Below are 23,623 nucleotides of genomic sequence, written 5' to 3'. Positions count from 1 at the left end.
GGCGCGCCAGGGGAACGGTCTGCTTGCCGCTCCTAGAGCTGGACCGTCTCGCGCGGGCGGCGCACCAGGAAGCTCGCCGCGATCATCGCCAGCGAGATCGCCCCGCCTGTGGCGAAGCCCGCCCGCACCCCGGCCGCCAGCGCCGCCGCCGGATCCGCCCCGCCGGCCGCCGCCGCCGCGCCCGCCAGCGACATCACCGAGACGAAAAGCGCGATCCCGGCCGCGCCCGCCACCTGCTGCACCGTGCCGATCACCGCCGAGCCGTAGGAATAGAGCTCCTTCGGCAGCGCCGCGAGCGAGGCGGTGAAGAGCGGCGTGAAAAGCAGCGCCAGCCCGATGCTCAGGAGCACATGGCTGCCCAGCACCGCCCAGACCGAGCTGTCCGTGCCGAGCGCCGCCATCGCCCAGAGCCCGGCGCTGACGAAGACCGCGCCCGGGATCACCAGCCGCCGCGAGCCGAACCGGTCGAAGGCGCGCCCGACCGAGGGCGCCATCAGCCCCATCAGCAGGCCGCCGGGCAGCAGCAGCAGCCCCGCCGCCAGCGGCTCCATCCCCAGCACGCCCTGCATGTAGATCGGCAGGAGGATGATCATCCCGAAAAGCGACACCATGCAGAAGGCCATCATCAGCACCGAGACGCTGAAGACGCGGACGCGGAAGGTGCGCAGGTCGAGCAGCGCCCGCCCCTGCCGCCCGAGCCTCAGCTGGCGGCGGATGAAGAGCGCAAGCGCCGCCGCGCCGGCCGCCAGCGGCAGCCAGAGCGGGACCGGCCCGCCGCCATGGCCCTCGCCCAGGCTGGAAAGTCCGTAGACCAGCCCGCCGAAGCCGAGCGCCGAGAGCGGCACCGAGGGCAGGTCGAGCGGCGCGCGGCGGGTTTCGCCGACATCGCTCAGCCGCGCCCAGCCGAGCGCAAGCGCCGCCAGGCCGATCGGCAGCACCAGCCAGAACATCCAGCGCCAGTCGAGCAGGTTGAGGATGATCCCCGAGATCGTCGGCCCGATCGCCGGGGCGACCGAGATGACGATCGAGATGTTGCCCATGGTGCGGCCGCGCCCCTCTGGCGGCACCAGCGTCATCACCGTGGTCATCAAGAGCGGCATCATGATCGCCGTGCCGCAGGCCTGGACGATCCGCCCGGCGATCAGCGCCCCGAGCCCCGGCGCCAGCGCGCAGCCGAAGGTGCCGAGGCAGAAGAGCCCCATCGCCAGCGCGAAGACCTGCCGCGTGCGCAGCCGCTGCAAGAGGAAGCCGGTGACCGGGATCACCACCGCCATGGTCAGCAGGAAGGCCGTGGTCAGCCATTGCGCCGCCCCGGCGGTCACGTCGAGGTCGATCATCAGCCGCGGCAGCGCGACGCCCATGATGGTCTCGTTGAGGATCACCGTAAAGGCCGAGACCACCAGCAGCAGGATCACCTGGCGGTCGCGGGCTTCGGTCTCTCCGGCGGGCGGGGACCGGGACGGGTCTAGGGACGGATTGGCCGTTTGCATTGCTGGTGTCCGGGCGGGGCTGGAGGGCGGAAGCACCGGGGGCGGGGCTCCCGAAACCGGAGCCCCGCCCCCGGGACCCGTCCGGGATAGGCCGGACCGCGCCATTGCGCAAGCGGGCCGCGACGGCATCCGCCCCCTGCCCCCGCAGCCGTGTCCTGCAGGCCCCGCCGCGCTCCTGCCGCATCCGCCGCCTGGCGAGGTCTCGACATTGGCGCCGTTCTCCCGGCGCGGCGCCGCGTTCGGCGCCTCTGGCCGCTGCGCCCGTGAAGGCCCTGCTCCGGCATCGCGTCGAGCGCCAGCCCTGCCTGCCCGATCTTCGCTGCGAGGAGCCGCTGCCGCTGCCCCGGGGCGCCCGGGCCGGAGGCTGCCGGCCGCGCTGGGTTCTCCGCCTCTCCCGCGCCTCCGGGGCCGGATGGCATGGGGGACGCGCCCGGCAGGCAGGGCGGGCGGCAGGATGAAACCGGCCGCCGGGTCGAGGAGGCGAGCGCCCGCAAGCGGCGGCCAGGCACTGGCCGCGCAGGCAGCGGAGTTGCTGACATCGGCTGCGCCTCGCGGAGTGCTGCTGACGGGATCACCGAGAGCTGTCTCCCCGCTTCGGGATACGGCCGGAAGCCAAGAGATATAGGGGCTGAGGAGAGAGGAGGCCCTGGAACGGTCCGTCCGGCGACCCGCAAGGTCCCGCCCTTTGCCCTGCGACCCGTCGCCAGCGGCGGTTCTCCGCGCAGCACTGCAGCGGGCGCAGGACTCAGCCGTTGTCCGGGTCACCGTCAAATGGGCGCAGGAACCACCGGCCGGATCGGATCGCCGCAGCGCGGGGAGAGCCCGGCCGGGTGTCCACGCGCGCGACTGCGCGCGGAGGGAAGGTCTCGCCGCGCCGCCGCCTCCGGGCACCCTTGTCCCGCCGGACGGCGCCGCGCCGGAGAGGCGGGGCGCGGCGCCGTCCTTCGGGCCGCGGCGCTCAGAGCGGGCGCGCGGCCATCCCGTCTGCCTCCGCCAGCGCGGCGCGGTGCGCCGGCGCGGCGATCTCCAGCATCAGCCGCCGCCGCTCGCGCAGCGTCCGGCCGCGCAGATCGGCGATGCCGTGCTCGGTGACGATGATCCCCGCCTCGCTGCGCGGCGTGCTGACCGGCCCCGAGAGTGCGGCGACGATCCGCGACGCGCCGGTCTTCGCCACCGTCGCGGGCAGCGCGATCACCGGCAGCCCGCCGCGCGAGCGATGCGCCCCGCGCAGGAACTCTGCCGCGCCGCCGACAGAGCCGATGTAGCGCCCGCCCGCGGTCTCGGCGTTGATCTGCCCGGTCAGGTCGACCTCCACCGCCGAATTCACCGCGACGAAGCGGTCATGGCCCGCCAGCACCGCCGGATCATGAGTGTAAGAGGAGGCGCAGAGCCGCAGCGACGGGTTGCGATGGGCGAAATCGTAGAGCCGCCGCGTCCCCAGCAGCCAGCCGGTGACGCTCAGCCCTCTGTCGGTCGCCTTGCGGGCATTCGTGATCACGCCCGCCTCGGCCAGATCCGCGACGCTGTCGCCGATCACCCCGGAATGGATGCCGAGGTCGCGATGGCCCGACAGCGCGGCGAGGATCGCCTCCGGGAGCTGGCCGAGCCCCATCTGCAGGACCGAGCCGTCCTCCACCAGCCCCGCCACATGGGCGGCGATCTGCCGTTCCGCCGCGCCGGGCGCGGGCAGGCGCAGCTCGCGCAGCGGCCGCGAGGTCTCGACGATCACGTCGATCTGCTCCGGCCCGATCGTCGCCTCGCCCGGCACATCGGGCATGCGGTCGTTGACCTCGGCGATGATGCAGCGCGCCCGGGCGATCAGCGGCGCGATGTATTCGTGCAGGAGCCCCAGATTGTGCCGCCCCTCCGGCCCCGCGGGCGGCAGGTGCAGGAAGAGCACGTCCACCGGGTCGAGCACCCGCGCCAGCGCCGAATAGGGCACCGGCAGGATCTCGAGGCAGCCTGCCCGCTCCAGCCGCCGGTTGGTGCCGCTGCCGCAATAGGAACGGAAGCGCAGGGCGCCGGCCAGCGCCGGATCGGGGGTCTCGGTCAGGCTGTAGCCGATCGTCGCCGTCAGCGGCCCGAGCGCCGCCGCCTGGGCCGAAAGCGCCGCGGTCAGCGCCTCGGGCTCGGCCGCGGCCTGGCCCCAGGCGAGGCTGTCCCCGGGACGGATCCAGCGCGCCAGATCCAGCGTCTCCGGCGCCATTCTCGGCGGTATCTGCCCTGCCATTTCCGCTCCTCCCCATGTGTCCGTATTGCGAACATATGTCCATTAATGGACGAAGACGCAATCTGTCAACACCGCGGGATTGTCGCGACCGGCCGCGGGAATGACTTGACAGAGGGCGGCGCTCGTCGTGTATTTGGACATAAGTTCGCAATGCGGACTTTTCGGCGGAAATGGGCAACCGGATTCGCCGCAGCGTCTATCAGGGAGGACATCATGAAATTCACGGCTCTGCTCGCATCCACTGCGCTTGCCACGCTCATCGCCCTGCCCGGCTCGGCCACCGAGCTGCGCATGCTCTCCAGCTGGCCCTCGAACCAGTCCTATACCGCCAATGTGGTCACGCCGCTGGTCGAGAAGATCGAGGAGCTCTCGGGCGGCGGGATCACCATCGATGTCGCGGGCCCCGAAGTGGTCCCGGCCTTCGAGCAGCTCGAGCCGGTGCAGGCGGGCGTGTTCGACCTGCTCTTCACCCATCCCGCCTACCATATCGGCGCGGCCTCGATCGGGCTTGCCATCGAGGGAATGAAGGCTGATCCCGCACTGCGCCGCGCCTCGGGGGTGATCGACACGCTCGACGAATACTACAACGACCTCGGGCTGAAGGTGATCGCGGTGGCGCCGGCGGGCTCGGTGGCGTTCAACTTCATCCTCAAGGACCCGATCGGCGATGCGCCCTCGCTCGAGGGCCGCAAGATCCGCGGCACCCAGACCTACAACCCGGTGATCGAGGGGGTCGGCGGCGCGCCGGTGATCCTGCCGATGACAGATATCTACTCCTCGCTGCAGACCGGGGTGATCGACGGCGCGGGCACGACGCTGACCGGGATCGCCGAGAAGAAATGGTACGAGGTCTCCAACTACCTCTCGCGGCCGAAATTCGGCACGGTCGGGCTCTTCGTCTTCATGAATCTCGACAGCTGGGAGAGCCTCTCGCCCGAAGAGCAGGAGATCATCTCGAAAGCCGCCATCGAGATCGAGAACTCCTCGGTCGAGCAGTTCGACGGGCTCGCCGCCAAGGAAGAGGCCTTCCTGATCGAGCAGGGCATGGAGCTGACCGAAATGCCGGCGGAAGATGCCGAGCGGCTGGAGACGCTCTTCTCCGACGGCGCCTGGGCGACGGCGCGGAGCACCGGCGGCGCGCTGGCCGAGAAAATGCACGAACAGGCCGAGAAAGCGGGCCTGCTGCAGTGACATCCCGGCCGACGTCGTTCCGCCAGCAGGCCGGCGCCCTTGCCGGCCTCCTGGTGAAGGCCGCCTTCTGGGTCGCCTGCGCCGCGCTCGTGGTGATCGTCTGCATCACCATCTACGAGATCACGATGCGCTACTTCTTCGACAGCCCGACCTCCTGGGTGTCCGACAGCGTGCGCTACCTGCTGGCCTTCCTGATCATGCTGGGCCTGCCGGAAGTCACCCGCGAGGAGGGCCATGTCTCGATCGCGCTCCTGGCGGGGCACCTGCGCCCGGGCCATCCCTATCTGCGGCTCCTTGCGGGCATCAGCGCCCTGGCCTGCTTCGCCGTGACCTATTTCGCCCTCGACGTGGCCCTCGCCCAGGCCGCCCGCGACGTGCTGACCCAGGGCACCTGGCGGATTCCGCGGGTCTGGATCACCGGCAGCATCGCGGCGGGCTTCTCGATTGCCGGGCTCGTCTTCCTGGCCCTCGCCCTCCTGCCGCGCGAAAGGCCCTGACACGCCATGGACTGGATTCTCGACCTCGCCGCCTTCTTCGGCGCGCTGCTCTTCCTGATGATGACGGGCATCAACGTCTTCGTCGCCTTCCTGATCGTCAATCTCACCGCCACGGCGCTGCTGATCGGCGAGCGCGGCTTCGGGCTCTTCGTCAACAGCGTGGCCGACAGCGTCACCAATGGCGGCTATGCCACGATCCCGCTCTTCATCCTGATGGGCGAGATCCTGTTCCGCTCGGGCAGCGTCGACGTGCTCTTCGACTCGGTCGATCGGCTGGTCGGGCGGGTGCGCGGGCGGCTCTATGCGGTGGTGATCGTCATCGCCACGATCTTCGGCGCGCTCTCGGGCGCGGCGGTCGCGGTCTCGGCGATGCTCGGCCGCTCGGCCATGCCGAACATGGAGGCCCGCGGCTATTCGCGCCGCATGTCCGCGACCGTGATCCTGGCGGGCGCCTCGCTGGCGCCGATCATCCCGCCGTCGCTCCTCGCGATCATCGTCGGCTCGCTGGCGGATGTCTCGATTGCGGGGCTCCTCGTCGCGGGGATCGTGCCGGGGATCATCATCTCGCTGATGACGGCCGGCTACGTGGCGCTCTCGGTGATGCGCGACCCCTCGCTGGCCCCCGAGGACAGCGCCGGGGACGACGCCCCGCAGGGCAGCGCGCTTGGCGCCGTGCTGCGGATGATCCCCTTCATGTTCATCATCTTCATGGTGATGGGGATGATCATGCTGGGCATCGCCACGCCGGGGGAATCGGCGGCGACCGGCGTGCTGGGCTCGATCCTGGTGGCGATGCTCTACCGCCGGGCCAGCTTCGCGATGCTCGGCGGCGCCATCGCCTCGGCCACGCGGCTGAGCGTGATGATCATGGTGATCGTCGCCTCCTCGACGCTCTTCAGCCAGCTCGTGGCCTTCACCGGGGCTTCGCGGGCGATGGTCACCTGGGCGGGCGAGCTGGGGCTGCCGCCGATGGCGATGTTCTGGATCCTGATGGCGCTGCCGCTGATCCTGTGCATGTTCATCGACCAGATCGCCTTCCTGCTGATGGCCGTGCCGCTCTACGAGCCGCTGGTCCATGCGCTCGGCTTTGACCCGATCTGGTTCTGGACGATCTTCCTCGTCAACCTGACCGTCGGCGGGGTGACGCCGCCCTTCGGCTACACGCTTTTCGCGCTCTCGGCGGCGGCGCCGAACCTGAGCGTCGCCGAGGTGTTCCGCGCCTCCTATCCGGTGCTGGCGATCTTCCTGCTGGCGATCGTGCTGCTGTCGCTGGTGCCGGGTCTCGCGACCTGGCTGCCCGGCATCCTCTAGCCGCCCGGCACCTTCCCTCCGGATCCCCCCGCGCCCCCCGGCGCGGGGGTCTCGGCACTTGTCCCGCACCCCCCGAAGGCCATGCCGCAGGAATTTCCGCCCCGGCCGCGCAGCGGGGTTGACAGCGCGGTTTCCGCCTTCATATTTACGGACATATGTCCGCTATGCGAACACAAAGACCATTCCGGCCCCTGCGCCCTCATCAGCGCCGCCGGAAAGCCAGGGAGGCCCCCGCCGCAATGACCGCACTCCAGGACGCCTATATCGTTTCGCCGATGCGCACGCCGATCGGCAAGTTCGGCGGCGCGCTGCGGCCGCTCGCCGCCGACCAGCTGATGGTCCATGTCGTCCGCGCGCTGCTGGAGCGGACCGGCATCGACGGCGCGACGCTCGACGACGTGATCGTCTCGCAATCCTATGCTTCCAGCGAGGCGCCCTGCCTCGGCCGCTACGGCGCGCTGGCCGCGGGGCTGCCGCTCGAGGTGCCGGGCTACACGCTCGACCGGCGCTGCGGCTCGGGGCTGCAGGCCGTCATCAATGCCGCCATGTCGGTCCAGACCGGCCAGGCCGAGGCGGTGATGGTCGTCGGCGTCGAGAGCATGAGCAATATCGAGTACTACTCGACCGACATGCGCTGGGGCAGCCGCGCGGGCGACGTGACGTTCCACGACCGGCTGGACCGCGGCCGGGTCCGCTCGCAGCCCGAAGAGCGCTTCGGCCACATCTCCGGCATGCCCGAGACCGCGGACACGCTGGCGCGCGAGTACCAGATCACCCGCGAGGCCGCCGACGCCTTCGCCGCGCAGAGCCACGCCCGCGCCCATGCCGCCTGGGAGGCCGGCCGCTTCGCTGCCGAGGTCGTCCCGGTCGAGGTGCCTGCGCGCAAGGGTCCGGCGACGGTCCTTGCCCGCGACGAGGGAATCCGCCCGGAAAGCACGCCCGAAACGCTGGCGGCCCTGAGGGTGCTGCGCGAGGGCGGCGTGACCACGGCGGGCAATTCCAGCCAGCAGAACGATGCCGCGGCCGGCTGCCTGGTGGTCTCGGCCGCCTATCTCGACCGCCACGGGCTGGCGCCGATGGCACGGCTGGCGGGCTGGGCGGTGGCGGGCGTGCATCCCGGGCGCATGGGCATCGGCCCGGTCCCGGCGACGCAGAAGCTGATGGCGCGCACCGGGCTCAGGCTGGGCGACATGGAGCTGATCGAGCTGAACGAGGCCTTCGCCGCCCAGGCGCTGGCCGTGCTGAAGGCGCTGGAAATCGACGAGCAGGACCGCGTCAATGTCAACGGCTCGGGCATCTCGCTGGGCCATCCGATCGGCGCGACCGGCGTGCGGATCCTCGCGACCCTGCTTCACGAGATGGAGCGCCGCAGCGCCCGCTACGGGCTGGAGACCATGTGCATCGGCGGGGGCATGGGCGTTTCGGCCGTGTTCGAGCGGGCATGAGCATCCCCGCCTCCTACCGCGCGCCCTGGGATCTCGGCGCCATCCTGGGCGAGAGCCCCTTCCTGGCCGGGCTGGGGATCTGCTTCACCTATCTCGGCCGCGACGGCGCCCGCTTCGAGCTGTTGCAGGAGCGGCGGCACCTCAATGCCGAGGGGCGCATGCATGGCGGCATGATCGCCTCGCTGCTCGACGCTGCCTGCGGCCTGCCGGTGCGGGTGCTCGGCGACGGCCAGGACCTGGTCCGCGCCGTCACGCTCAGCCTCAATATCGACTATCTCGCCGCGCCGCGCGGACCCTTGGTGCGCGCCCGGGGCCGCATCACCGGCGGCGGCCGCAGGATCGTCTTCTCGCAGGGCGAGGTGCTGGACCAGGACGGAACGCCCGTCGCCCAGGCCGCGGGCTGCTTCAAGCGACTATTCCCGGCCAGTCCGGGCCAGACTTCGGAGGAACACCAATGAGAGACGTCGTCATTTCCGGGATCGGCATGACCCGCTTCGGCAAGTTCATGGACCGCACCCTGAAATCCCTGTCGGAAGAGGCCGTGGCGGCCGCCATGGCGGATGCCGGGATCGGCCCGCAGGATGTCGACCAGGTGGTCTTCGGCAATGCCGCCGCCGGCGTCGTCACCGGGCAGGAGATGATCCGCGCGCAGTCCTCGCTGCGCAATACCGGGCTCGACGGCGTGCCGATGTTCAATGTCGAGAACGCCTGCGCCTCCTCCAGCTCGGGCTTCCACCTGGGCTGGCTGATGGTCGCCAGCGGCCAGGCCGAGTGCGTGATCGTGATGGGCGCCGAGAAGCTGACACACGAGGACAAGGCCGTCTCCTTCGGCGCCTTCGCCCGCGCGGTCGATCTCGAGGAGCCGCTGCCGCCCGGCTACGAGAAGGGCTCGGGCTCGCTTTTCATGGACCTCTACGCCGCCAAGGCGCGCAAGTGGATGGAGGCGACCGGCGGCGGGCCGGAGGATTTCGCCCGCGTCGTGGTCAAGAGCCGCCATGCCGGCAGCCTGAACCCGGCCGCGCAGTTCCGCAGCGAGACCAGCGTCGAAGAGGTGATGTCGAGCCGGATGATCTCGGACCCGCTGACGCTTTTCATGTGCTCCTCGATCGGCGACGGGGCGGCGGCGATCGTGCTGGCCTCGGCGGAGAAGGCGAAGACGCTGGCGACGCCCGATATCCGCGTGCGCGCCTCGGCCGTGGTTTCGGCCAGGGCCCATGGCGAGCGCGAGCTCGTCGCGGTGACCGCCTCGCGCAAGGCCTACGAGATGGCGGGGATCGGGCCGGAAGATCTGGACGTGGTCGAGCTGCATGACGCCTCGGCCCCGGCCGAGCTGATCCATTACGAGAATCTCGGCCTCTGCGCGCCGGGCGGGGCGATCCGGCTGATCCGCTCGGGCGAGACGGCGGTGGGCGGGCGCGTGCCGGTCAATCCCTCGGGCGGGCTGCTGAGCCGCGGCCATCCGATCGGCGCCACCGGGGCGGGCCAGATCATCGAGCTGGTCCAGCACCTGCGCGGCACGGCCGGGGCGCGCCAGCGCGAGGGCGCCCGCGTGGCGCTGGCCGAGAACAATGGCGGCCAGCTGGCGGGCGACAGCGCCGTCGCCGTCGTCACAATCCTGTCGGTGTGAGGCGCGCGCGATGAAAGAGAGAACCGCAATCGTCACCGGCGGCGCCATGGGGATCGGCCAGGCCATCGCCCGCCGCCTCTTGGAACAGGGCTGCCGCGTCGCCGTCTGGGACCGCGACCCCGAGGCGCTTTCCGCCCTGCCCGACGCGCTCGGCGCGGGGCCGGAGCGGCTGGCGGGCCAGCAGGTCGACGTCACCGACAAGACCGCCATCGCCACCGCCGCCGCGGAGATCGCCGCGCGCTGGGGCGCGCCCGACACGCTGGTCAACAATGCCGGCATCTCGCGCGACAAGCGGCTGGTGAACATGGAGGAGGAGGACTGGGACCTGGTCCTCGACGTGAACCTGAAATCGCAGTTCCTCTGCGCCAAGGCAGTGGTGCCGGGGATGATCGCGGCCGGGTTCGGCCGGATCGTCAACATCTCGTCGCGCGCCTGGCTGGGCGGGTTCGGCCAGGCGAACTACTCGGCCTCGAAGGGCGGCGTGGTCAGCCTGACCCGGACGCTGGCGATCGAGCTGGCGCGGAAGGGCATCACCGTCAATGCCGTCGCCCCGGGCATCGTCGAGACGCCGCTGATGCAGGGCTATACCGCCGAGCAGCGCGCGCGGCTGGAGACGACCGTGCCGACGGGCCGGATGGGCCGGGCCGAGGAGATCGCCCGCGCCGTCGGCTTCTTCGCCGAGGAAGCCAACAGCTATGTCACCGGCCAGCTCCTCTATGTCTGCGGCGGCCGGTCGCTGTCGAGCCCGAGCGCGTGAGCCGGAAGAGGGAGGACCCAGATGAGCGTGACCCATAGACAGCAGGGCGCCACCGCCATCGTCGAGCTCGACGATCCGGGCGCGATGAACGCGCTGGCGCCCGAGGGGCTGATGCAGCTCCGCCGGGTGCTGCGCGCCTGCCAGGACGACGAGACCTGCCGGGTGATCGTGCTGACCGGCGCGGGCGAGCGCGCCTTTTCCACCGGCGCGAACCTGAAGAAGACCTTCCCGCCCGCCCGCAGCTTCGCCCGCAACGCGCTGATCGGGCGCGAGGCGGAGGCGGCGGATGGCGGCTATACCCGGCTGCTCGATCTCAGCGACCTCGAGATCTGGAAGCCGCTGATCGCCGCCGTGAACGGCTACTGCCTCGGCGGCGGGCTGGAGCTGGCGCTGCAATGCGACCTGCGCATCGCCTCCGCGACGGCCTCTTTCGGGCTGCCCGAGGTGACGGTGGCCAGCGTCCCGGCGGTGGGCGGGGTGCAGGCGCTCCTGCGCGCGGTGCCCGCGGCGCATGCGATGAAGATGGCGCTGACCGGCGAGCGGATCGGCGCGGCCGAGGCGCTTGCCATCGGGCTGATCAGCGATGTCGTCGCGCCGGAGCAGCTGATGGAGACCGCGCTGGATCTGGCCGGGCGCATCGCGGCGAACGGCCCGCTGGCGGTGCAGATGGTCAAGAAGCTGGCGCAGGAGACCGCCCATCTGGCCCCGGCCGAGTTCATCGCGCGCTCGAACACCGCCTGGGGCCTCCTGCGCGACAGCGCCGACCGGATCGAGGGCCGCACCGCCTTCGGCGAGAAACGCAAGCCGCGCTACAGCGGCGCCTAGCCCCCAACCCGGAGCAGTCCCATGCAATTCGACCTGACAAGCGACCAGACCATGCTGGCCGATGCCGCCCGCCGCCTCTCCGAGGAGAACCTGGAGCCGGTCCTGGCCCGCGAGCCCGCCGGCACGCCGCTATCTAAAGCCGCCATGCAGGAGATCTACGGCTATCTCGCGGATTTCGGCATCACCGCCGCGCGGCTGCCCGAGGAATTCGGCGGCTCGGGGCTCTCGATGCTCGATTACGGGCTGGTGATGGAGCAGCTGCCCGCCGTGGTGGCGCTGTCGCTGCTGTCCCATGACGGCTCGACCGTGCGCTTCAACGCAGGCGCCGATCCAGCGGTGCGCGCCGCCTATCTCGACGATTTCCGCAGCGGCCGGAAGATCGTCTGCACCGCCAATTCCGAGCCCGGTGCCGGTTCCGACAGCAACGCCATCTCCACGCGGCTGGAGATCGAGGGCGACCGCGCCTACCTGACCGGCACCAAGATGTGGATCACCAATGCCTCGGTCTGCGACTGCATGATCGTCTCGTGCTCGGCGGGCAGGGACGACCGCGGCCGGCCGGTGCCGCAGCGCGTTCTGGTCGACCTGTCGCAATCTCGCGTCGGGCTGGCCGAGACGCCGCTGGCGGGGCTGAAGCAGGGGCATCTCTGCGAGGTCACCTTCGATCGCACCGAGGTGCCGCTGAGCCACCTGATCGGCACGCCGGGCGATGCGGGCAAGTACATGACCATCGTCTGGAACGCCAACCGGCCGCTGATCGGGCTGATGGCGCTGGCGATCGCGCGGCGCGCCTACGACACCGCGCTGGCCCATGTCACCGAAAGGCGGCAGTTCGGCGCGCCGCTCGCCGCGCGCCAGCTCATCCAGCAGGACCTGTCGGACATGGAGGCGATGCTGACCAGCGCGCGGCTGACCTGCCTGATGGCGCTGGCGACGCTCGACACCGGGGCGCGCTCGAACGGGCTTTCGGCGATGGCGAAACGGCTTGCAACCGGCAATGCAATCAAGGTCATACATACCGCGATGCAGCTCTGCGGCGGGATGGGCATCACCGAGGAGCTGGGCCTGGCGCAGCTCTGGGCCGATGCCCGGGTCTTCCAGGTGCCCGACGGCACCCAGGGGATCCTGGCGCTGATCCATGGCCGCGACATCACCGGAACGGCGGCCTGGCGCTGAGGCCCGGGCTGCGACAGGAGGAGGAACGAAATGACGATACTGCACTGGTCGCCGCGCTCGCCCTATGTGCGCAAGGTGATGGTCGCGCTGCACGAGAAGGGGCTGGCCGATGCCGTGACCTGCGTGCGGACCCTGGCCGATCCGATGGTGCCGCCCGGGGACTTCTTCGCGGTCAACCCGCTGGCGAAGATCCCGACGCTGGAACGCGACGGCCAGCCGCCGCTCTGGGACAGCCGGGTGATCCTGGAATGGGCCGACCAGGCCGGGACGACCGGCCCGGCGCTCTTCCCGGCTGATCCCGAGGCGCGGCTGCGCGTGCTCGCCGACGAGGCGCTAGGGACCGGCATGCTGGAAACCGGGGTGGCGATGCTGATCGAGCGGTTCATGCGCGCGCCCGAGGCGCAGGACCCCCGCGTCACCGCCGCCTGCGAGCGCAAGCTGGCCGCCGCGCTCGGCTATCTCGAGGGCCATGCCGCCGAGATGGCGGCGCGGGACTTCGATGCCGGGCAGCTCTCTGTCGGAGTGGCGCTGTGCTATCTCGATTTCCGCTTCGACGCGCTCGGCTGGCGCAACGGGCGCCCGCAGCTCGCCGCCTGGCATGCGGCATTCGCGGCGCGCCCCTCGGTCATCGCCACGGAATTCCGCGACGATCCCCGCCCGGAGTGATCCGCGCCAGCCGCAATGCAGAAAGCCCCGGCCTTGAGGCCGGGGCTTTCGCGTCCGTCCATCGGCCCGTCAGGCCGGGTCGGGCAGTGCCAGTTCGGGCCAGTCCGCGCCCTCGAAGGCGAAGCCCTCGCCGCGGCGGCGGATATAGCCGCAATAGGGCACGCCGAAATGCATCGGCATCAGCAGCGTGCCCGTCTCCGCCGCCTCCTCCAGCACCCGGCGGCGGGTGGCGCGGGCAATCTCGGGCAGGACGCAGTAGGCGGTGTTGAGATCGGGCTTCAGGATCTGCAGCGGCGAGTGGAAGACATCGGCGCAGAACAGCCCCTCCTCGCCCGCCGATTGCAGCCGGTAGGACAGCATGCCCGGCGTGTGGCCCGGCACCGGCTCCACCTTCAGGCAGCCGAGGATCACCCCGGCATCGCTTTCCACGAAATCGACGGCGCCCGCTGCGACCACCGGGGCGACGCTGTCCTCCCAGCTGTTGTCCATGGCTATGTCGGGATTGGCGGCGATCGCCTCTGCCCAGTAGTCGTAATCCGCCTTCGGCATCAGGTAGCGTGCATTGGGGAAGGCCGGCACCCATCGGCCGTCCTCGAGCACCGTGTTCCAGCCGGTATGGTCGGCATGCAGATGGGTCTGCACCACATGCGTCACCCGGTCGAGCCCGCCGGTCGCCGCCTCGATCCATTCCGGCACGCGGTTGTTGAGGTTGCGCATCCTGGGCGCGCTGCGCGGCTTGCCGTTGCCGACGCCGGTATCGATCAGGATCACCTTGTCCCCGATCTCCACCACCCAGATCTGGATGGTGACGACCAGCCGGTTCATCGGCGGGATGTAGTGATGCGGCGCCAGCTCGGCCGCGAAGCCGTCAAGCTCTTCCCGGGAGAGATCGGGGAAGAGGAAGGCCGGGTCATGGGTCGGCGCGGAGTATTCCACCACGCGGGTCACCCGCGCCTCGCCGATCCGTCTTGTCTGGATCATCGTCTGTCGTCCTTTCCTGGCGGCGGCTCAGCAGGGCTGGGGCACCAGCGGCCGGCCGTCGATGTCGATATAGGTGGGGCGGCCGGTGAAGCCTTCGGCCAGGGGCGCCATGTAGTAGAAGGTGATCTGCCGCTTGCGGAACTTCCACACGCCGTCCTCGCGCATCAGCGTGTCGTCGTAATGCCCGGCCGAAACGTAGCTGGTGCCACTGACCTGCGACAGGTACTGTATCGAGATCCGCCCCGTGGCGCGGTCGCCGTCCAGATGGACGGTCGGGTTGGTGCAGAAATGCCAGAACCCCTCGGCCATCGGATCGACGGTTTTCGAGAAGAAATGCAGGATTTCGGCCCGCCCCTTTGCGTGGGCGAGCCCCTGGAACTCGCCATCCGCGGTGAACAGCTCCGCCAGGGCGGGCCAGTCGCGATGGTCGAGCACATGGCAGTAATGCGCGCGCAGCTGCGCGATCTCGGCGCGGTCCTCGAGCGCCTGCAGGCGCTCCTCGACGGTGGTCATGTCCTCGGGCACCAGGTTTCCTCCCTCTGGCGTGGCAATTCGGTCGTCTCAGCCCATCCGCAGGGCGTCCGGCGCGACGGCCAGCGCGAGCGGAGCATCGGTCATGTCCTGGAGCGCCGCAAGCGTCAGCCCCGGGACCATGTCGCGCACCTCGAAGCCCCGGGGCGTCACGTCGATCACCGCCAGGTCGGTATAGATCCGCTTGACGCAGCCCGGCGAGGTCAGCGGGTAGCTGCAGCGCTCCACCAGCCGGGGCGCGCCCTTGCGGGTGACATGCTCCATCGCGATCCAGACGCGCTGCGCGCCGATCGCCAGATCCATCGCGCCGCCGACCGCCGGGGCGGTGTCGCCGACCGAGCGCGCCCAGTTCGCCAGGTCGCCCGCCGCCGAGACCTCGTAGGCGCCGAGCACGCAGAGATCGAGATGGCGGCCGCGGATCATTCCGAAACTGTCGGCATGGTGGAAGTAGCAGCCCCCGGGCAGGAGCGTGACATGCTGCTTGCCGGCATTGACCAGCCAGCGCTCCACCGCTGCCGGGTCGGGGGCCGGGCCGATGCCGAGGATGCCGTTCTCGGCGTGGAAGATCACCTCGCGGCCCTCGGGCACGCGGTCGGCGACCAGCGTCGGCACGCCGATGCCGAGATTGACGTACCAGCCTTCGGGAATGTCCTCGGCCACCCGCGCGGCAATCGCGCTGCGGCTCCGGGGCGTCCAGTCTGTCCGTGTCATGCTGCGCCTCTCAGTCCTGGGGATCGCCATAGGGAATGTGCACGATGCGGTCGACGAAGATGCCGGGCGTGGCCACGGCCTCGGGGTCGAGGCTGCCCAGCTCGCGCACATGCTGGGTCTGGGCGATGGTCCGCGACGCCGCGGCGGCGCAGACCGGGTTGAAGTTCCGGCCCGCCATCCGGTAGGTCAGGTTGCCCCAGCGGTCCGCTTCCCAGGCCTCGATCAGCGCGGCATCGCCGTGCAGCGCATGCTCCAGTACATGCGGACGGCCGTCGAAATCGCAGATCTCCTTGCCGCGGGCCAGCTCGGTGCCCGCGCCGGTCGGGGTGTAGAAGGCCGGGATCCCCGCCCCCGCCGCGCGCATCCGCTCGGCCAGCGTGCCCTGCGGCACCAGCTCCAGCTCGATCCTGCCCGCGGCGTAGAGCTCTTCGAAGATGGTCGACCCGGCGATGCGCGGATAGCTGCAGATCAGCTTGCGCACCCGTCCCTCGCGCAGGAGCCGCGCCAGCCCGACCGTGCCGTAGCCGGCATTGTTGGCGACCACCGTCAGGTTGCCCAGCCCGGTTTCCAGCAGCCCCTCGATCAGCAGATTGGCCTGCCCGACCGCGCCGAAGCCTCCCAGCAGCAGGGTCGCCCCGTCCGGAATGCCCTCCAGGGCCTCCGCGATCGAGGGGACGAATTTGTCTATCATTCCCCAACTCTCCTCCTTAGCAGCCGGGTCGACGGACCGGCGCCCGCGCCCGCCCGAAATCGACACGTCGTCCGCATTGCGAACATATGTCCGTAATTTGCGCAGCTGCGGGGGCCCTGTCAAGCCCAAGCGGAGGGCGGCGCGTTCAATGCCGGAAAACGGACGATTGTCCGGAAATGGGAAACCCGGTATCAGGATAGGTGCACGCAGGCGCCGCGACGGGCGGCCGGACCGCAGGACGGACCGCGCCCGCCGCGCAGAAAGGTGGAAGAATGACCGAAGAGCCCGCCGCCGGAGCCCCGGAGGCCGATGCCCGCAACCCCGACTTCGTCAGCGCGGTCGGCCGCGCCATGTCGGTCCTGGAATGCTTCACCACCGAAGAGGCGGTGCGCCAGCGCGGGCGGCTGACCCTGACGGATGCGGCCAAGCTGACCGGGCTCAGCCGCGGCACGGCAAGGCGGCTGCTGCTGACCCTGGCGGCGCTGCACTACGTCGACACCGACGGCAAGGTCTTCTGGCTGACGCCGAAGCTCGTCAACCTCTCGCGCGGCTTCCTGATGCCGCTGGGGGTCGGCGAGGGCTCGGCGGCGATCCTCAAGAGCCTGACCGAGACGCTGGACGAATCCGCCTCGGTCGGCATCCTCGACGGCGAGGACATCATCTATATCGAGCGCGTCGAGGTGCGCCGCATCTACTCCTCGCGCATCGTCAACGGCACCCGCCTGCCCGCGGCCTGCAGCTCGATCGGACGGGTCCTGCTGGCCGCCCTGCCCGACCAGGACCTGCATAACTGGCTGCAATCCTACCGGCTGCAGTCCATGACCCCGAAGACCATCACCGACCGCCAGGCCTTCTGGGACGAGATCGTCCGGGTGCGCGCCCAGGGCTATGCGGTGATCGACGAGGAGCTGGAGATCGGCATCCGCTCGATCGCCGTGCCGATCGTCAGCCCCAGCGGCCGCACCATGGCCGCGCTGAACGCCTCGACCATCTCCGCCCGCCACAGTGCCGAGAACCTGGTGAACGACTTCCTGCCCGAGCTGAAGAAGGCCGGGCTGGCGCTGTCGCGCACCATGGGCTGGTAGCCGCCCCCGATCTGGCGCGCCCCCGGATTCGGGGATTGCGTTTCCCCGCGCCCTCGCCATAATTCGGACATTGGTTCGTAATGCGGACAAATGATGCGAGGGAGGACAGATGCGGTGGTTCGAGACCGGAGGGCGCGCCCTCCGCTACGGCATCCGGCACGGGCGCGGGCCCTATCTGGTGCTGATCCACGAAATGGGCGGCTCGATCGAAAGCTGGGAGCAGGTGCTGGCGCATCTGCCGCCCGAGCTGGGCGTAGTGCTGCCCGAGATGCGCGGCATGGGCGGCTCCGAGAAGATCGCCGCGACGCCCGGCTTCGGCGAGATCGCCGCGGATGTCCTGGCGCTGCTCGACCATCTGGGGCTGACGGCACCGGTGATCCTGTCGGGCTGCGCGGTGGGCGGCGGCGTGGCGGTGCGCTTCGCGCTCGACTATCCGGACCGGACGGCCGGGCTGGCGCCGCTGGGCCCGGCGATGGACGTGGCCGAGGCGGCGCGCGCGGGCGTGCTGGCGCTGGCCGACCGGATGGCGGCCGAGGGCATGGCGGCGATGGAGCCCGCGCTGCTCGACCGGACCTATCCGGAGGCCTACCGCGCGCGCAATCCCGGCCATTTCGCCACGCTGCGCGGGCGCTGGCGCGGCAATGACCCGGTCTCCTTCGCGCATTTCTTCCGCATGCTGGCGGCAACCGACCTGCTGCCGCTGCTGCCCGGGCTGCGCTGTCCGGTGCATTTCGCGGCAGGCTCCGCCGATGTCTTCCGCCCGCCCGCCTATGTCGAGGCCGCGGCCCGGCGGGTGGCCGGAGCGCGGATGACGCTGCTCGATGCCGGGCACCATGCCGCCGATCACGCGCCCGCGGCGGTCGCGGCGCTGCTGGCGGGGCTGGCGGCGGAGCTGGCCTGAGATGCCCTGCCCCGCGCCCTCAGTCCTGCGCCCGCGCCGCCCCGGCCCAGCGGCCTTCGGCAATCAGGCCCTCCACCGTCTCGAAGAGCAGATCCGAGACGATCTGCGCGGGACGGCTGAGCGGCCTTGCGGACATGTGGGACAGCCAGGCCCGGCGCTGCAGCGGCGCGCCCGGCCAGGGGCGGAGCGCCAGCTCGCCCGCCGCCGCCTCGGCCGCGACCGCATGGCGGGGCAGCACCGACCAGCCATAGCCGCCGGCGACGAGCTGCTTGATCGCCTGGTAGCTGTCGACCTCGTAGGCGGGGGCGCGCTTCGCCCCGCCGGCGCGCAAGGCGGCGTCGAGCATGCGGCGCAGCCCGTGCGCCGGGCTCGGCAGGATCAGCGGACCCGCGGGCAGTCCCCCGGGCGCGTCCTCCCGCGGCGGCAGGAGCAGCACCAGCTCCTCGTCGAGCAGCGGGCGCGACAGGATCCCGGTCTCGCGCAGCTCGGCATAGAGCACCGCCAGCTCGATCCGCCCCTCGAGCAGCCATTCATGCACGAAGCCGCTCATCGCCTCGGCGACGATGATCCGGATCCCGGGATAGCGGTCGCGGCAGCGCGCGATCAGCGGCGCGGGAAGGATGCCGCAGACCGTCCCCGGCAGGCCGAGCCAGACCGTCCCCTGGGGCGTGCGGCCGAGCGAGCGGACCTCCTCGCGCGCGGTTTCCAGATCGCCGATCAGCCCGCGCGCGCGGCGCAGGAGCAGCTCTCCCGCCTCGGTCGGCACCACCCCGCGCGGCCCCCGCAGGAAAAGCGCGACGCCCAGCTCCTCCTCCAGCTTCCTCAGCCCGGTCGAGAGCGCCGGCTGGGCCACGTTCAACCGTGCCGCCGCGCGCGAGAAGGCGCCCTCCTCGGCAATGGCCAGGAATTGCCTGAGCTGGCGGATATCCATTGCAGCCTCCGGTGCGTCGCCTCTGCGGCGCCGGATCGCCAGCGCCTGTAGCTATATATTTTCAATATAGAGACGAGGCAAAATATATATTGGATTTATGTGCGCCCGCGGCGTCACACAGGTCCGGACAGCCCCCCAGGGAGGAACAGCCATGTACCAGAACCGCACCGACGACTTCCAGGACATCCGCGACGCCGTGCGCGCGCTCTGCGCGGAGTTCCCAGACAGCTACCACCGCGAGATCGACGAGGCCCGCGCCTATCCGGAGGCCTTCGTCGACGCGCTGACCCGCGCCGGCTGGATGGCGGCGCTGATCCCCGAGGCCTATGGCGGCTCCGGGCTGGGGCTCGGCGAGGCCTCGATCATCATGGAGGAGATCAACCGCGCGGGCGGCAATTCCGGCGCCTGCCACGGCCAGATGTACAACATGAACACGCTGGTCCGGCACGGCTCGGAAGAGCAGAAGCAGCGCATCCTGCCGAAGCTCGCCTCGGGCGAGCTCCGCCTGCAGTCGATGGGCGTGACCGAGCCCACGACCGGCACCGACACGACCCGCATCCGCACCACGGCCGTGCGCAAGGGCGACCGCTATGTCGTCAACGGCCAGAAGGTCTGGATCAGCCGGGTGCAGCATTCCGACCTGATGATCCTGCTGGCGCGCACCACGCCGCTGGCCGAGGTGAAGAAGAAATCCGAGGGGCTCTCGATCTTCCTCGTCGACATCAAGGCGGCGATGGCGGGCGGCATGACCGTCCAGCCGATCCGCAACATGGTCAATCACGAGACCAACGAGCTCTTCTTCGAGAATCTCGAGATCCCGGCCGAGAACCTGATCGGCGAGGAGGGCCAGGGCTTCAAGTACATCCTGACCGGGCTCAATGCCGAGCGCACGCTGATCGCCGCGGAGTGCATCGGCGACGGCTACTGGTTCACTGACCGCGTCACGGCCTATGTCTCCGAGCGCGAGGTCTTCGGCCGCCCGATCGGGCAGAACCAGGGCGTGCAGTTCCCGATCGCCGAGGCCTATATCGAGATCGAGGCCGCCAACCTGATGCGCGAGAAGGCCTGCCGGCTCTATGACGCGGGCGCGCCCTGCGGTGCCGAGGCGAACATGGCCAAGTACCTTGCCGCCAAGGCCAGCTGGGAGGCCGCCAATGCCTGCCTGCAGTTCCATGGCGGCTTCGGCTTCGCCGCCGAATACGACGTGGAACGCAAGTTCCGCGAGACCCGGCTCTACCAGGTGGCGCCGATTTCGACCAACCTGATCCTCTCCTATGTCGCCGAGCACGTGCTCGGCCTGCCGCGGAGCTTCTGAGCATGGACGCCCCTGCCACCCCGCTCGATCTCGCGCATCTCGCAGGCTGGATCGGCCGCAGCGAAACCCAGTCCGAGACGCTCGCCCCCGAGCTGGTCCAGCGCTTCGCCGCCACCTTCGACCGCGAGGCGGCGCTCGCGCCCGGCGCGGCGGCGCCGCAGCTGATCCATCTCTGCCTCTGCCAGCCCGCCCGGCCGACGGCCGAGCTCGGCCCCGACGGCCATCCCGCCCGCGGCGGCTTCCTGCCGCCGGTGCCGCTGCCGCGGCGCATGTGGGCAGGCGGCGCCTTTGCCTTCCACGCGCCGATCCGCATCGGCGAGACCGTCACCCGCCGCTCGGCCATCACCGATGTGGCGCTGAAATCCGGGCGCAGCGGACCGCTCTGCTTCGTCACGGTGGAGCACCGGATCGAAAGCGGCGGGCAGCTCGCCGTGACCGAGCGCCAGGACATCGTCTACCGCGAGGCCGTCTCCGCCTCCCGCGCCGCGCCTCCCGCCGCCCCCGAAGGCGCGCGGCACCGCCGGATCGACGCCGGTCCGGTGCTGCTCTTCCGCTACTCGGCGCTGACCTTCAACGGCCACCGCATCCATTACGACCAGCCCTACGTGACCGGCGAGGAGGGCTATCCCGGCCTGATCGTGCACGGGCCGCTGCAGGCGACGCTGCTGGCGCTCTACGCCGCCGATCTGCGCGGAGCGCCGCTGGCGCGCTTCTCCTTCCGCAGCGGCACGCCGCTCTTCGACACGGCGCCGGTGATGCTGAATGCGGACGAGGACGGGCCGGCGATGAGGCTCTGGACCGCGCGGCCCGGCGGACCCGCGGCCATGGAGGCGACGGCAGAATGGTGACCCCTGTCCACCTGCCCTGCGCCGCGCCCGTTGCCCGGCCGGGATGCAGAGCGGCGGCCGGCACCGTCGCGGCACGGTGCGCTGTGTGCGCCACGGTCCCCGGGACGCGTCCGGCGGCGCCCGTCGGCAGCGCTTCCCACTCCGGGAGCCTCGCGACCCCATCCGCCGCAGGGACTGGCCCCGCGGCCCCCGATCCGTCACCGCGGGAGCAAAATGCCCGTGACGGCCTTGCGGGCAACCGGGTCCGGAACGCGCAGCACATGGGCCAGAGAAATTTCCGCGGCATGACAGTTCTTTGCTGGACGGCGATCTGCGGGCCCGTCACCCGAACCGCCGGATTGTGCGGCGCTGGCGCAATGGGTCCCGATCCCGAGACTGCCCGGGCGCCTGGCCCCGGGGAGCGGACCCCAGGCCAGCGACGCCGCGATTGCAAGGCCCTGCCGATCAGCTCCCCGACCCGAAGTCCCGGAAGGACACGTCCAGCGGCGACTACCGATGCACCGCAGCCCGGAAGCACGCGACCCGGCAGGCCCGCTCAACTGGAGGAAGTCGCTCGATGGTGACTGTCGCCCGCACCTCGCTCTTCTCCCTTGCGACCAGCCCGGGCCGTTCCGCCCGCGCAGCCAGGTCGCGCGCCGATGCGGTTATTTCCGCTTCCGAGATGGTCCGGGCCCCTGCCACCAGGGACCGAATGCCGGGCAGGCAGCGCCGCAACCGCGCGGCCCGCCCGGAGATGCCGGCGACCGGGACCGCCGGAATAATCCGGCAGTTGATGGCCGCGAACGCAACTCCAAAGCGGAGGGCACTGACCGCGGGGCCCGACCGGCAGTTGGCAATCAAGGAGAGAGCGCGATGGTGACCCTTGTCCGCGCCCCGCTCTTCGTGCCTGCGACCCGCCCCGACCGTTTCGCCCGCGCCGCAGAGTCGGGCGCCGATGCGGTGATCCTCGATCTCGAGGATGCCGTGGCGCCGGGCGACAAGGACCGCGCGCGCGCCCAGCTGCGCTTCGATTTCACCGCGCTGCCGGTGATCCTGCGGATCAATGCCGCCGGGACACCCTGGCATGCGGCGGATCTGGCGGCGGCCTCCGGCGCAGCGGCGGTGATGCTGCCGAAAGCCGAGGATCTGGCCGTGCTCGGCAGCCTCGCTGCCGCAGGTCTGGCGGTCATCGCGCTCGTCGAGACTGCGCGTGGCATTGCCGCTGCCCGCGAGATCGCCGCCCATCCGGCGGTGCAGCGCCTGGCCTTCGGCTCCGTCGACTATGCCGCCGATCTGGGCTGCGCGCATCAGCCCGAGCCGCTCCTCGCCGCGCGCAGCGAGCTGGTGCTGGCAAGCCGCCTGGCCGGAATCGCCGCGCCGCTCGACGGGGTGACCACCGCGCTCGACGATCCCGCCGCGCTGGCCGCAGACACCGCCCGGGCCCGCGCGCTCGGCATGACGGGCAAGCTCTGCATCCACCCGCGCCAGATCGGCCCGGTGCTGGCAGGCTTCGCCCCTGCCCCTTCCGAACTCGACTGGGCGCGCCGCGTGCTGGCTTCCGGCGATGGCGCCGCCCGGGTCGACGGCGCCATGGTGGACGAGCCGGTCCGACTACGCGCCCGCGCCCTGATCGCCGCGGCCGAAGGCGCCGCTCCGGATCCCGAAAGGAAAACCGAATGAAGATCCTCGTGCCCGTTAAGCGGGTGATCGACTACAACGTGAAGGTCCGCGTGAAGGCGGATGGCAGCGGTGTCGACCTCGCCAACGTGAAGATGTCGATGAACCCGTTCGACGAAATCGCCGTCGAGGAAGCCATCCGGCTCAAGGAGAAGGGCGTCGCCACCGAGATCGTCGCTGTCTCCGTCGGCGTGAAACAGGCGCAGGAGACGCTGCGCACCGCGCTCGCCATGGGCGCCGACCGGGCGATCCTGGTCGAGGCGGCCGAGGACGTCCACCAGGACATCGAGCCGCTCGCCGTCGCCAAGATCCTCGCGAAACTCGTCGAGGAGGAGCAGCCGCAGCTGGTCCTGGCCGGCAAGCAGGCAATCGACAACGACATGAACGCCACCGGGCAGATGCTCTCGGCGCTGCTGGGCTGGTCGCAGGCGACCTTCGCCTCGGAGCTGGCGGTCGAAGGCGACAGCGCCATCGTCACCCGCGAGGTGGATGGCGGGCTGCAGACCATCAAGGTCGCGCTCCCGGCGATCGTCACCGTGGACCTGCGCCTCAACGAGCCGCGCTACGCCAGCCTTCCCAATATCATGAAGGCGAAGAAGAAGCCGCTCGACATGAAGACGGCCGCCGATCTGGGCGTCGACGTGACGCCGCGGCTGACGGTGGTGAAGACCGCCGAGCCGCCCGCGCGGGCCGCGGGCGAGATGGTGGGCTCGGTCGACGAGCTGGTGGCGAAACTCAGGGACAAGGGTCTGGTCTGA

The 23,623-nt window shown here is 70.7% G+C and carries 23 protein-coding genes; 16 read left to right on the top strand and 7 right to left on the bottom strand.

The features are described from left to right. Positions 1-32: 32 nt before the first annotated feature. Both FGX59_RS26845 and FGX59_RS26840 read right to left on the bottom strand, forming a co-directional pair. A complete protein-coding gene (locus FGX59_RS26845; protein ID WP_138470205.1) occupies positions 33-1,490 on the bottom strand; it encodes an MDR family MFS transporter in 1,458 nt (485 codons plus the stop codon). 958 nt (positions 1,491-2,448) lie between these two features. Continuing rightward, positions 2,449-3,720: an acetyl-CoA hydrolase/transferase family protein gene (locus FGX59_RS26840; RefSeq protein ID WP_171060846.1), complete on the bottom strand. Its 1,272-nt coding sequence runs from the start codon at positions 3,718-3,720 to the stop codon at positions 2,449-2,451. A gap of 213 nt (positions 3,721-3,933) precedes the next feature. Between FGX59_RS26840 and dctP the strand changes: the two genes are divergently transcribed. The 10 genes from dctP (at position 3,934) to FGX59_RS26790 (ending at position 13,215) form a co-directional block, all read left to right on the top strand. Further along, positions 3,934-4,911, top strand: coding sequence for a TRAP transporter substrate-binding protein DctP (dctP, locus tag FGX59_RS26835; RefSeq protein ID WP_171060845.1), 978 nt, complete (start codon positions 3,934-3,936; stop codon positions 4,909-4,911). Beyond that, entirely contained in the window at positions 4,908-5,408 is a 501-nt protein-coding gene (locus tag FGX59_RS26830; protein ID WP_138470203.1) for a TRAP transporter small permease, read from the top strand. The genes dctP and FGX59_RS26830 overlap by 4 nt, the downstream gene beginning before the upstream one ends. 6 nt (positions 5,409-5,414) lie before the next feature. After that, entirely contained in the window at positions 5,415-6,719 is a 1,305-nt protein-coding gene (locus FGX59_RS26825) for a TRAP transporter large permease (protein ID WP_138470202.1), read from the top strand. A 239-nt stretch (positions 6,720-6,958) separates the two neighbouring features. Continuing rightward, a complete protein-coding gene (locus tag FGX59_RS26820) occupies positions 6,959-8,164 on the top strand; it encodes an acetyl-CoA C-acetyltransferase (protein ID WP_138470201.1) in 1,206 nt (401 codons plus the stop codon). Further along, on the top strand, positions 8,161-8,622 hold the full coding sequence (locus FGX59_RS26815; RefSeq protein ID WP_138470200.1) for a PaaI family thioesterase: 462 nt from the start codon (positions 8,161-8,163) through the stop codon (positions 8,620-8,622). Before FGX59_RS26820 ends, FGX59_RS26815 begins: the two co-directional genes overlap by 4 nt. Next, positions 8,619-9,791 carry a thiolase family protein gene (locus FGX59_RS26810; protein ID WP_138470199.1) on the top strand — a complete coding sequence of 391 codons (1,173 nt, stop codon included), beginning with the start codon at positions 8,619-8,621 and terminating at the stop codon, positions 9,789-9,791. Before FGX59_RS26815 ends, FGX59_RS26810 begins: the two co-directional genes overlap by 4 nt. 10 nt (positions 9,792-9,801) lie before the next feature. Further along, entirely contained in the window at positions 9,802-10,548 is a 747-nt protein-coding gene (locus tag FGX59_RS26805; protein WP_138470198.1) for an SDR family NAD(P)-dependent oxidoreductase, read from the top strand. A gap of 21 nt (positions 10,549-10,569) precedes the next feature. Next, positions 10,570-11,373 (top strand): enoyl-CoA hydratase/isomerase family protein, encoded by an 804-nt coding sequence (locus tag FGX59_RS26800; RefSeq protein WP_138470197.1) that lies wholly within the window; start codon positions 10,570-10,572, stop codon positions 11,371-11,373. Between the two features lie 21 nt (positions 11,374-11,394). Next, entirely contained in the window at positions 11,395-12,549 is a 1,155-nt protein-coding gene (locus tag FGX59_RS26795) for an acyl-CoA dehydrogenase family protein (RefSeq protein ID WP_138470196.1), read from the top strand. Between the two features lie 30 nt (positions 12,550-12,579). Continuing rightward, entirely contained in the window at positions 12,580-13,215 is a 636-nt protein-coding gene (locus tag FGX59_RS26790; RefSeq protein WP_138470195.1) for a glutathione S-transferase family protein, read from the top strand. A 69-nt stretch (positions 13,216-13,284) separates the two neighbouring features. On the opposite strand, the gene FGX59_RS26785 is transcribed toward FGX59_RS26790, so the two are convergent. From FGX59_RS26785 to FGX59_RS26770, 4 genes are read right to left on the bottom strand one after another with little or no spacing between them, the layout of a single operon-like run. Then, positions 13,285-14,196, bottom strand: coding sequence for an MBL fold metallo-hydrolase (locus tag FGX59_RS26785; RefSeq protein ID WP_138470194.1), 912 nt, complete (start codon positions 14,194-14,196; stop codon positions 13,285-13,287). Between the two features lie 27 nt (positions 14,197-14,223). Then, positions 14,224-14,721 carry a nuclear transport factor 2 family protein gene (locus FGX59_RS26780; RefSeq protein ID WP_138470193.1) on the bottom strand — a complete coding sequence of 166 codons (498 nt, stop codon included), beginning with the start codon at positions 14,719-14,721 and terminating at the stop codon, positions 14,224-14,226. Positions 14,722-14,757: 36 nt separating this feature from the next. Continuing rightward, on the bottom strand, positions 14,758-15,438 hold the full coding sequence (locus tag FGX59_RS26775) for a 3-oxoacid CoA-transferase subunit B (RefSeq protein WP_138470192.1): 681 nt from the start codon (positions 15,436-15,438) through the stop codon (positions 14,758-14,760). A gap of 10 nt (positions 15,439-15,448) precedes the next feature. Next, complete coding sequence (locus FGX59_RS26770) at positions 15,449-16,129, bottom strand: 3-oxoacid CoA-transferase subunit A (RefSeq protein ID WP_138470191.1); 681 nt, start codon at positions 16,127-16,129, stop codon at positions 15,449-15,451. 272 nt (positions 16,130-16,401) lie between these two features. On the opposite strand from FGX59_RS26770, the gene FGX59_RS26765 reads away from it, so the two are divergent. Continuing rightward, on the top strand, positions 16,402-17,214 hold the full coding sequence (locus tag FGX59_RS26765; RefSeq protein WP_138470190.1) for an IclR family transcriptional regulator C-terminal domain-containing protein: 813 nt from the start codon (positions 16,402-16,404) through the stop codon (positions 17,212-17,214). A 109-nt stretch (positions 17,215-17,323) separates the two neighbouring features. Then, positions 17,324-18,115, top strand: a complete 792-nt coding sequence (locus FGX59_RS26760; RefSeq protein ID WP_138470189.1) for an alpha/beta fold hydrolase — start codon at positions 17,324-17,326, stop codon at positions 18,113-18,115. A gap of 19 nt (positions 18,116-18,134) precedes the next feature. On the opposite strand, the gene FGX59_RS26755 is transcribed toward FGX59_RS26760, so the two are convergent. Then, entirely contained in the window at positions 18,135-19,046 is a 912-nt protein-coding gene (locus FGX59_RS26755; RefSeq protein ID WP_138470188.1) for a LysR family transcriptional regulator, read from the bottom strand. Positions 19,047-19,197: 151 nt separating this feature from the next. Between FGX59_RS26755 and FGX59_RS26750 the strand changes: the two genes are divergently transcribed. The 4 genes from FGX59_RS26750 to FGX59_RS26735 all read left to right on the top strand — a co-directional run bounded on the left by FGX59_RS26750 (position 19,198) and on the right by FGX59_RS26735 (position 23,623). After that, positions 19,198-20,361, top strand: coding sequence for an acyl-CoA dehydrogenase family protein (locus FGX59_RS26750; RefSeq protein WP_138470187.1), 1,164 nt, complete (start codon positions 19,198-19,200; stop codon positions 20,359-20,361). Positions 20,362-20,363: 2 nt separating this feature from the next. Then, complete coding sequence (locus FGX59_RS26745; RefSeq protein WP_138470186.1) at positions 20,364-21,209, top strand: MaoC family dehydratase N-terminal domain-containing protein; 846 nt, start codon at positions 20,364-20,366, stop codon at positions 21,207-21,209. 852 nt (positions 21,210-22,061) lie between these two features. Continuing rightward, positions 22,062-22,868 (top strand): CoA ester lyase, encoded by an 807-nt coding sequence (locus tag FGX59_RS26740; protein WP_138470185.1) that lies wholly within the window; start codon positions 22,062-22,064, stop codon positions 22,866-22,868. Further along, entirely contained in the window at positions 22,865-23,623 is a 759-nt protein-coding gene (locus FGX59_RS26735) for an electron transfer flavoprotein subunit beta/FixA family protein (protein ID WP_138470184.1), read from the top strand. Before FGX59_RS26740 ends, FGX59_RS26735 begins: the two co-directional genes overlap by 4 nt.

The sequence above is a fragment of the Poseidonocella sp. HB161398 genome, assembly GCF_005870025.1.
Taxonomy (GTDB): Bacteria; Pseudomonadota; Alphaproteobacteria; order Rhodobacterales; family Rhodobacteraceae; genus Mangrovicoccus.
This window is presented reverse-complemented; position numbering and strand designations above follow the sequence as displayed.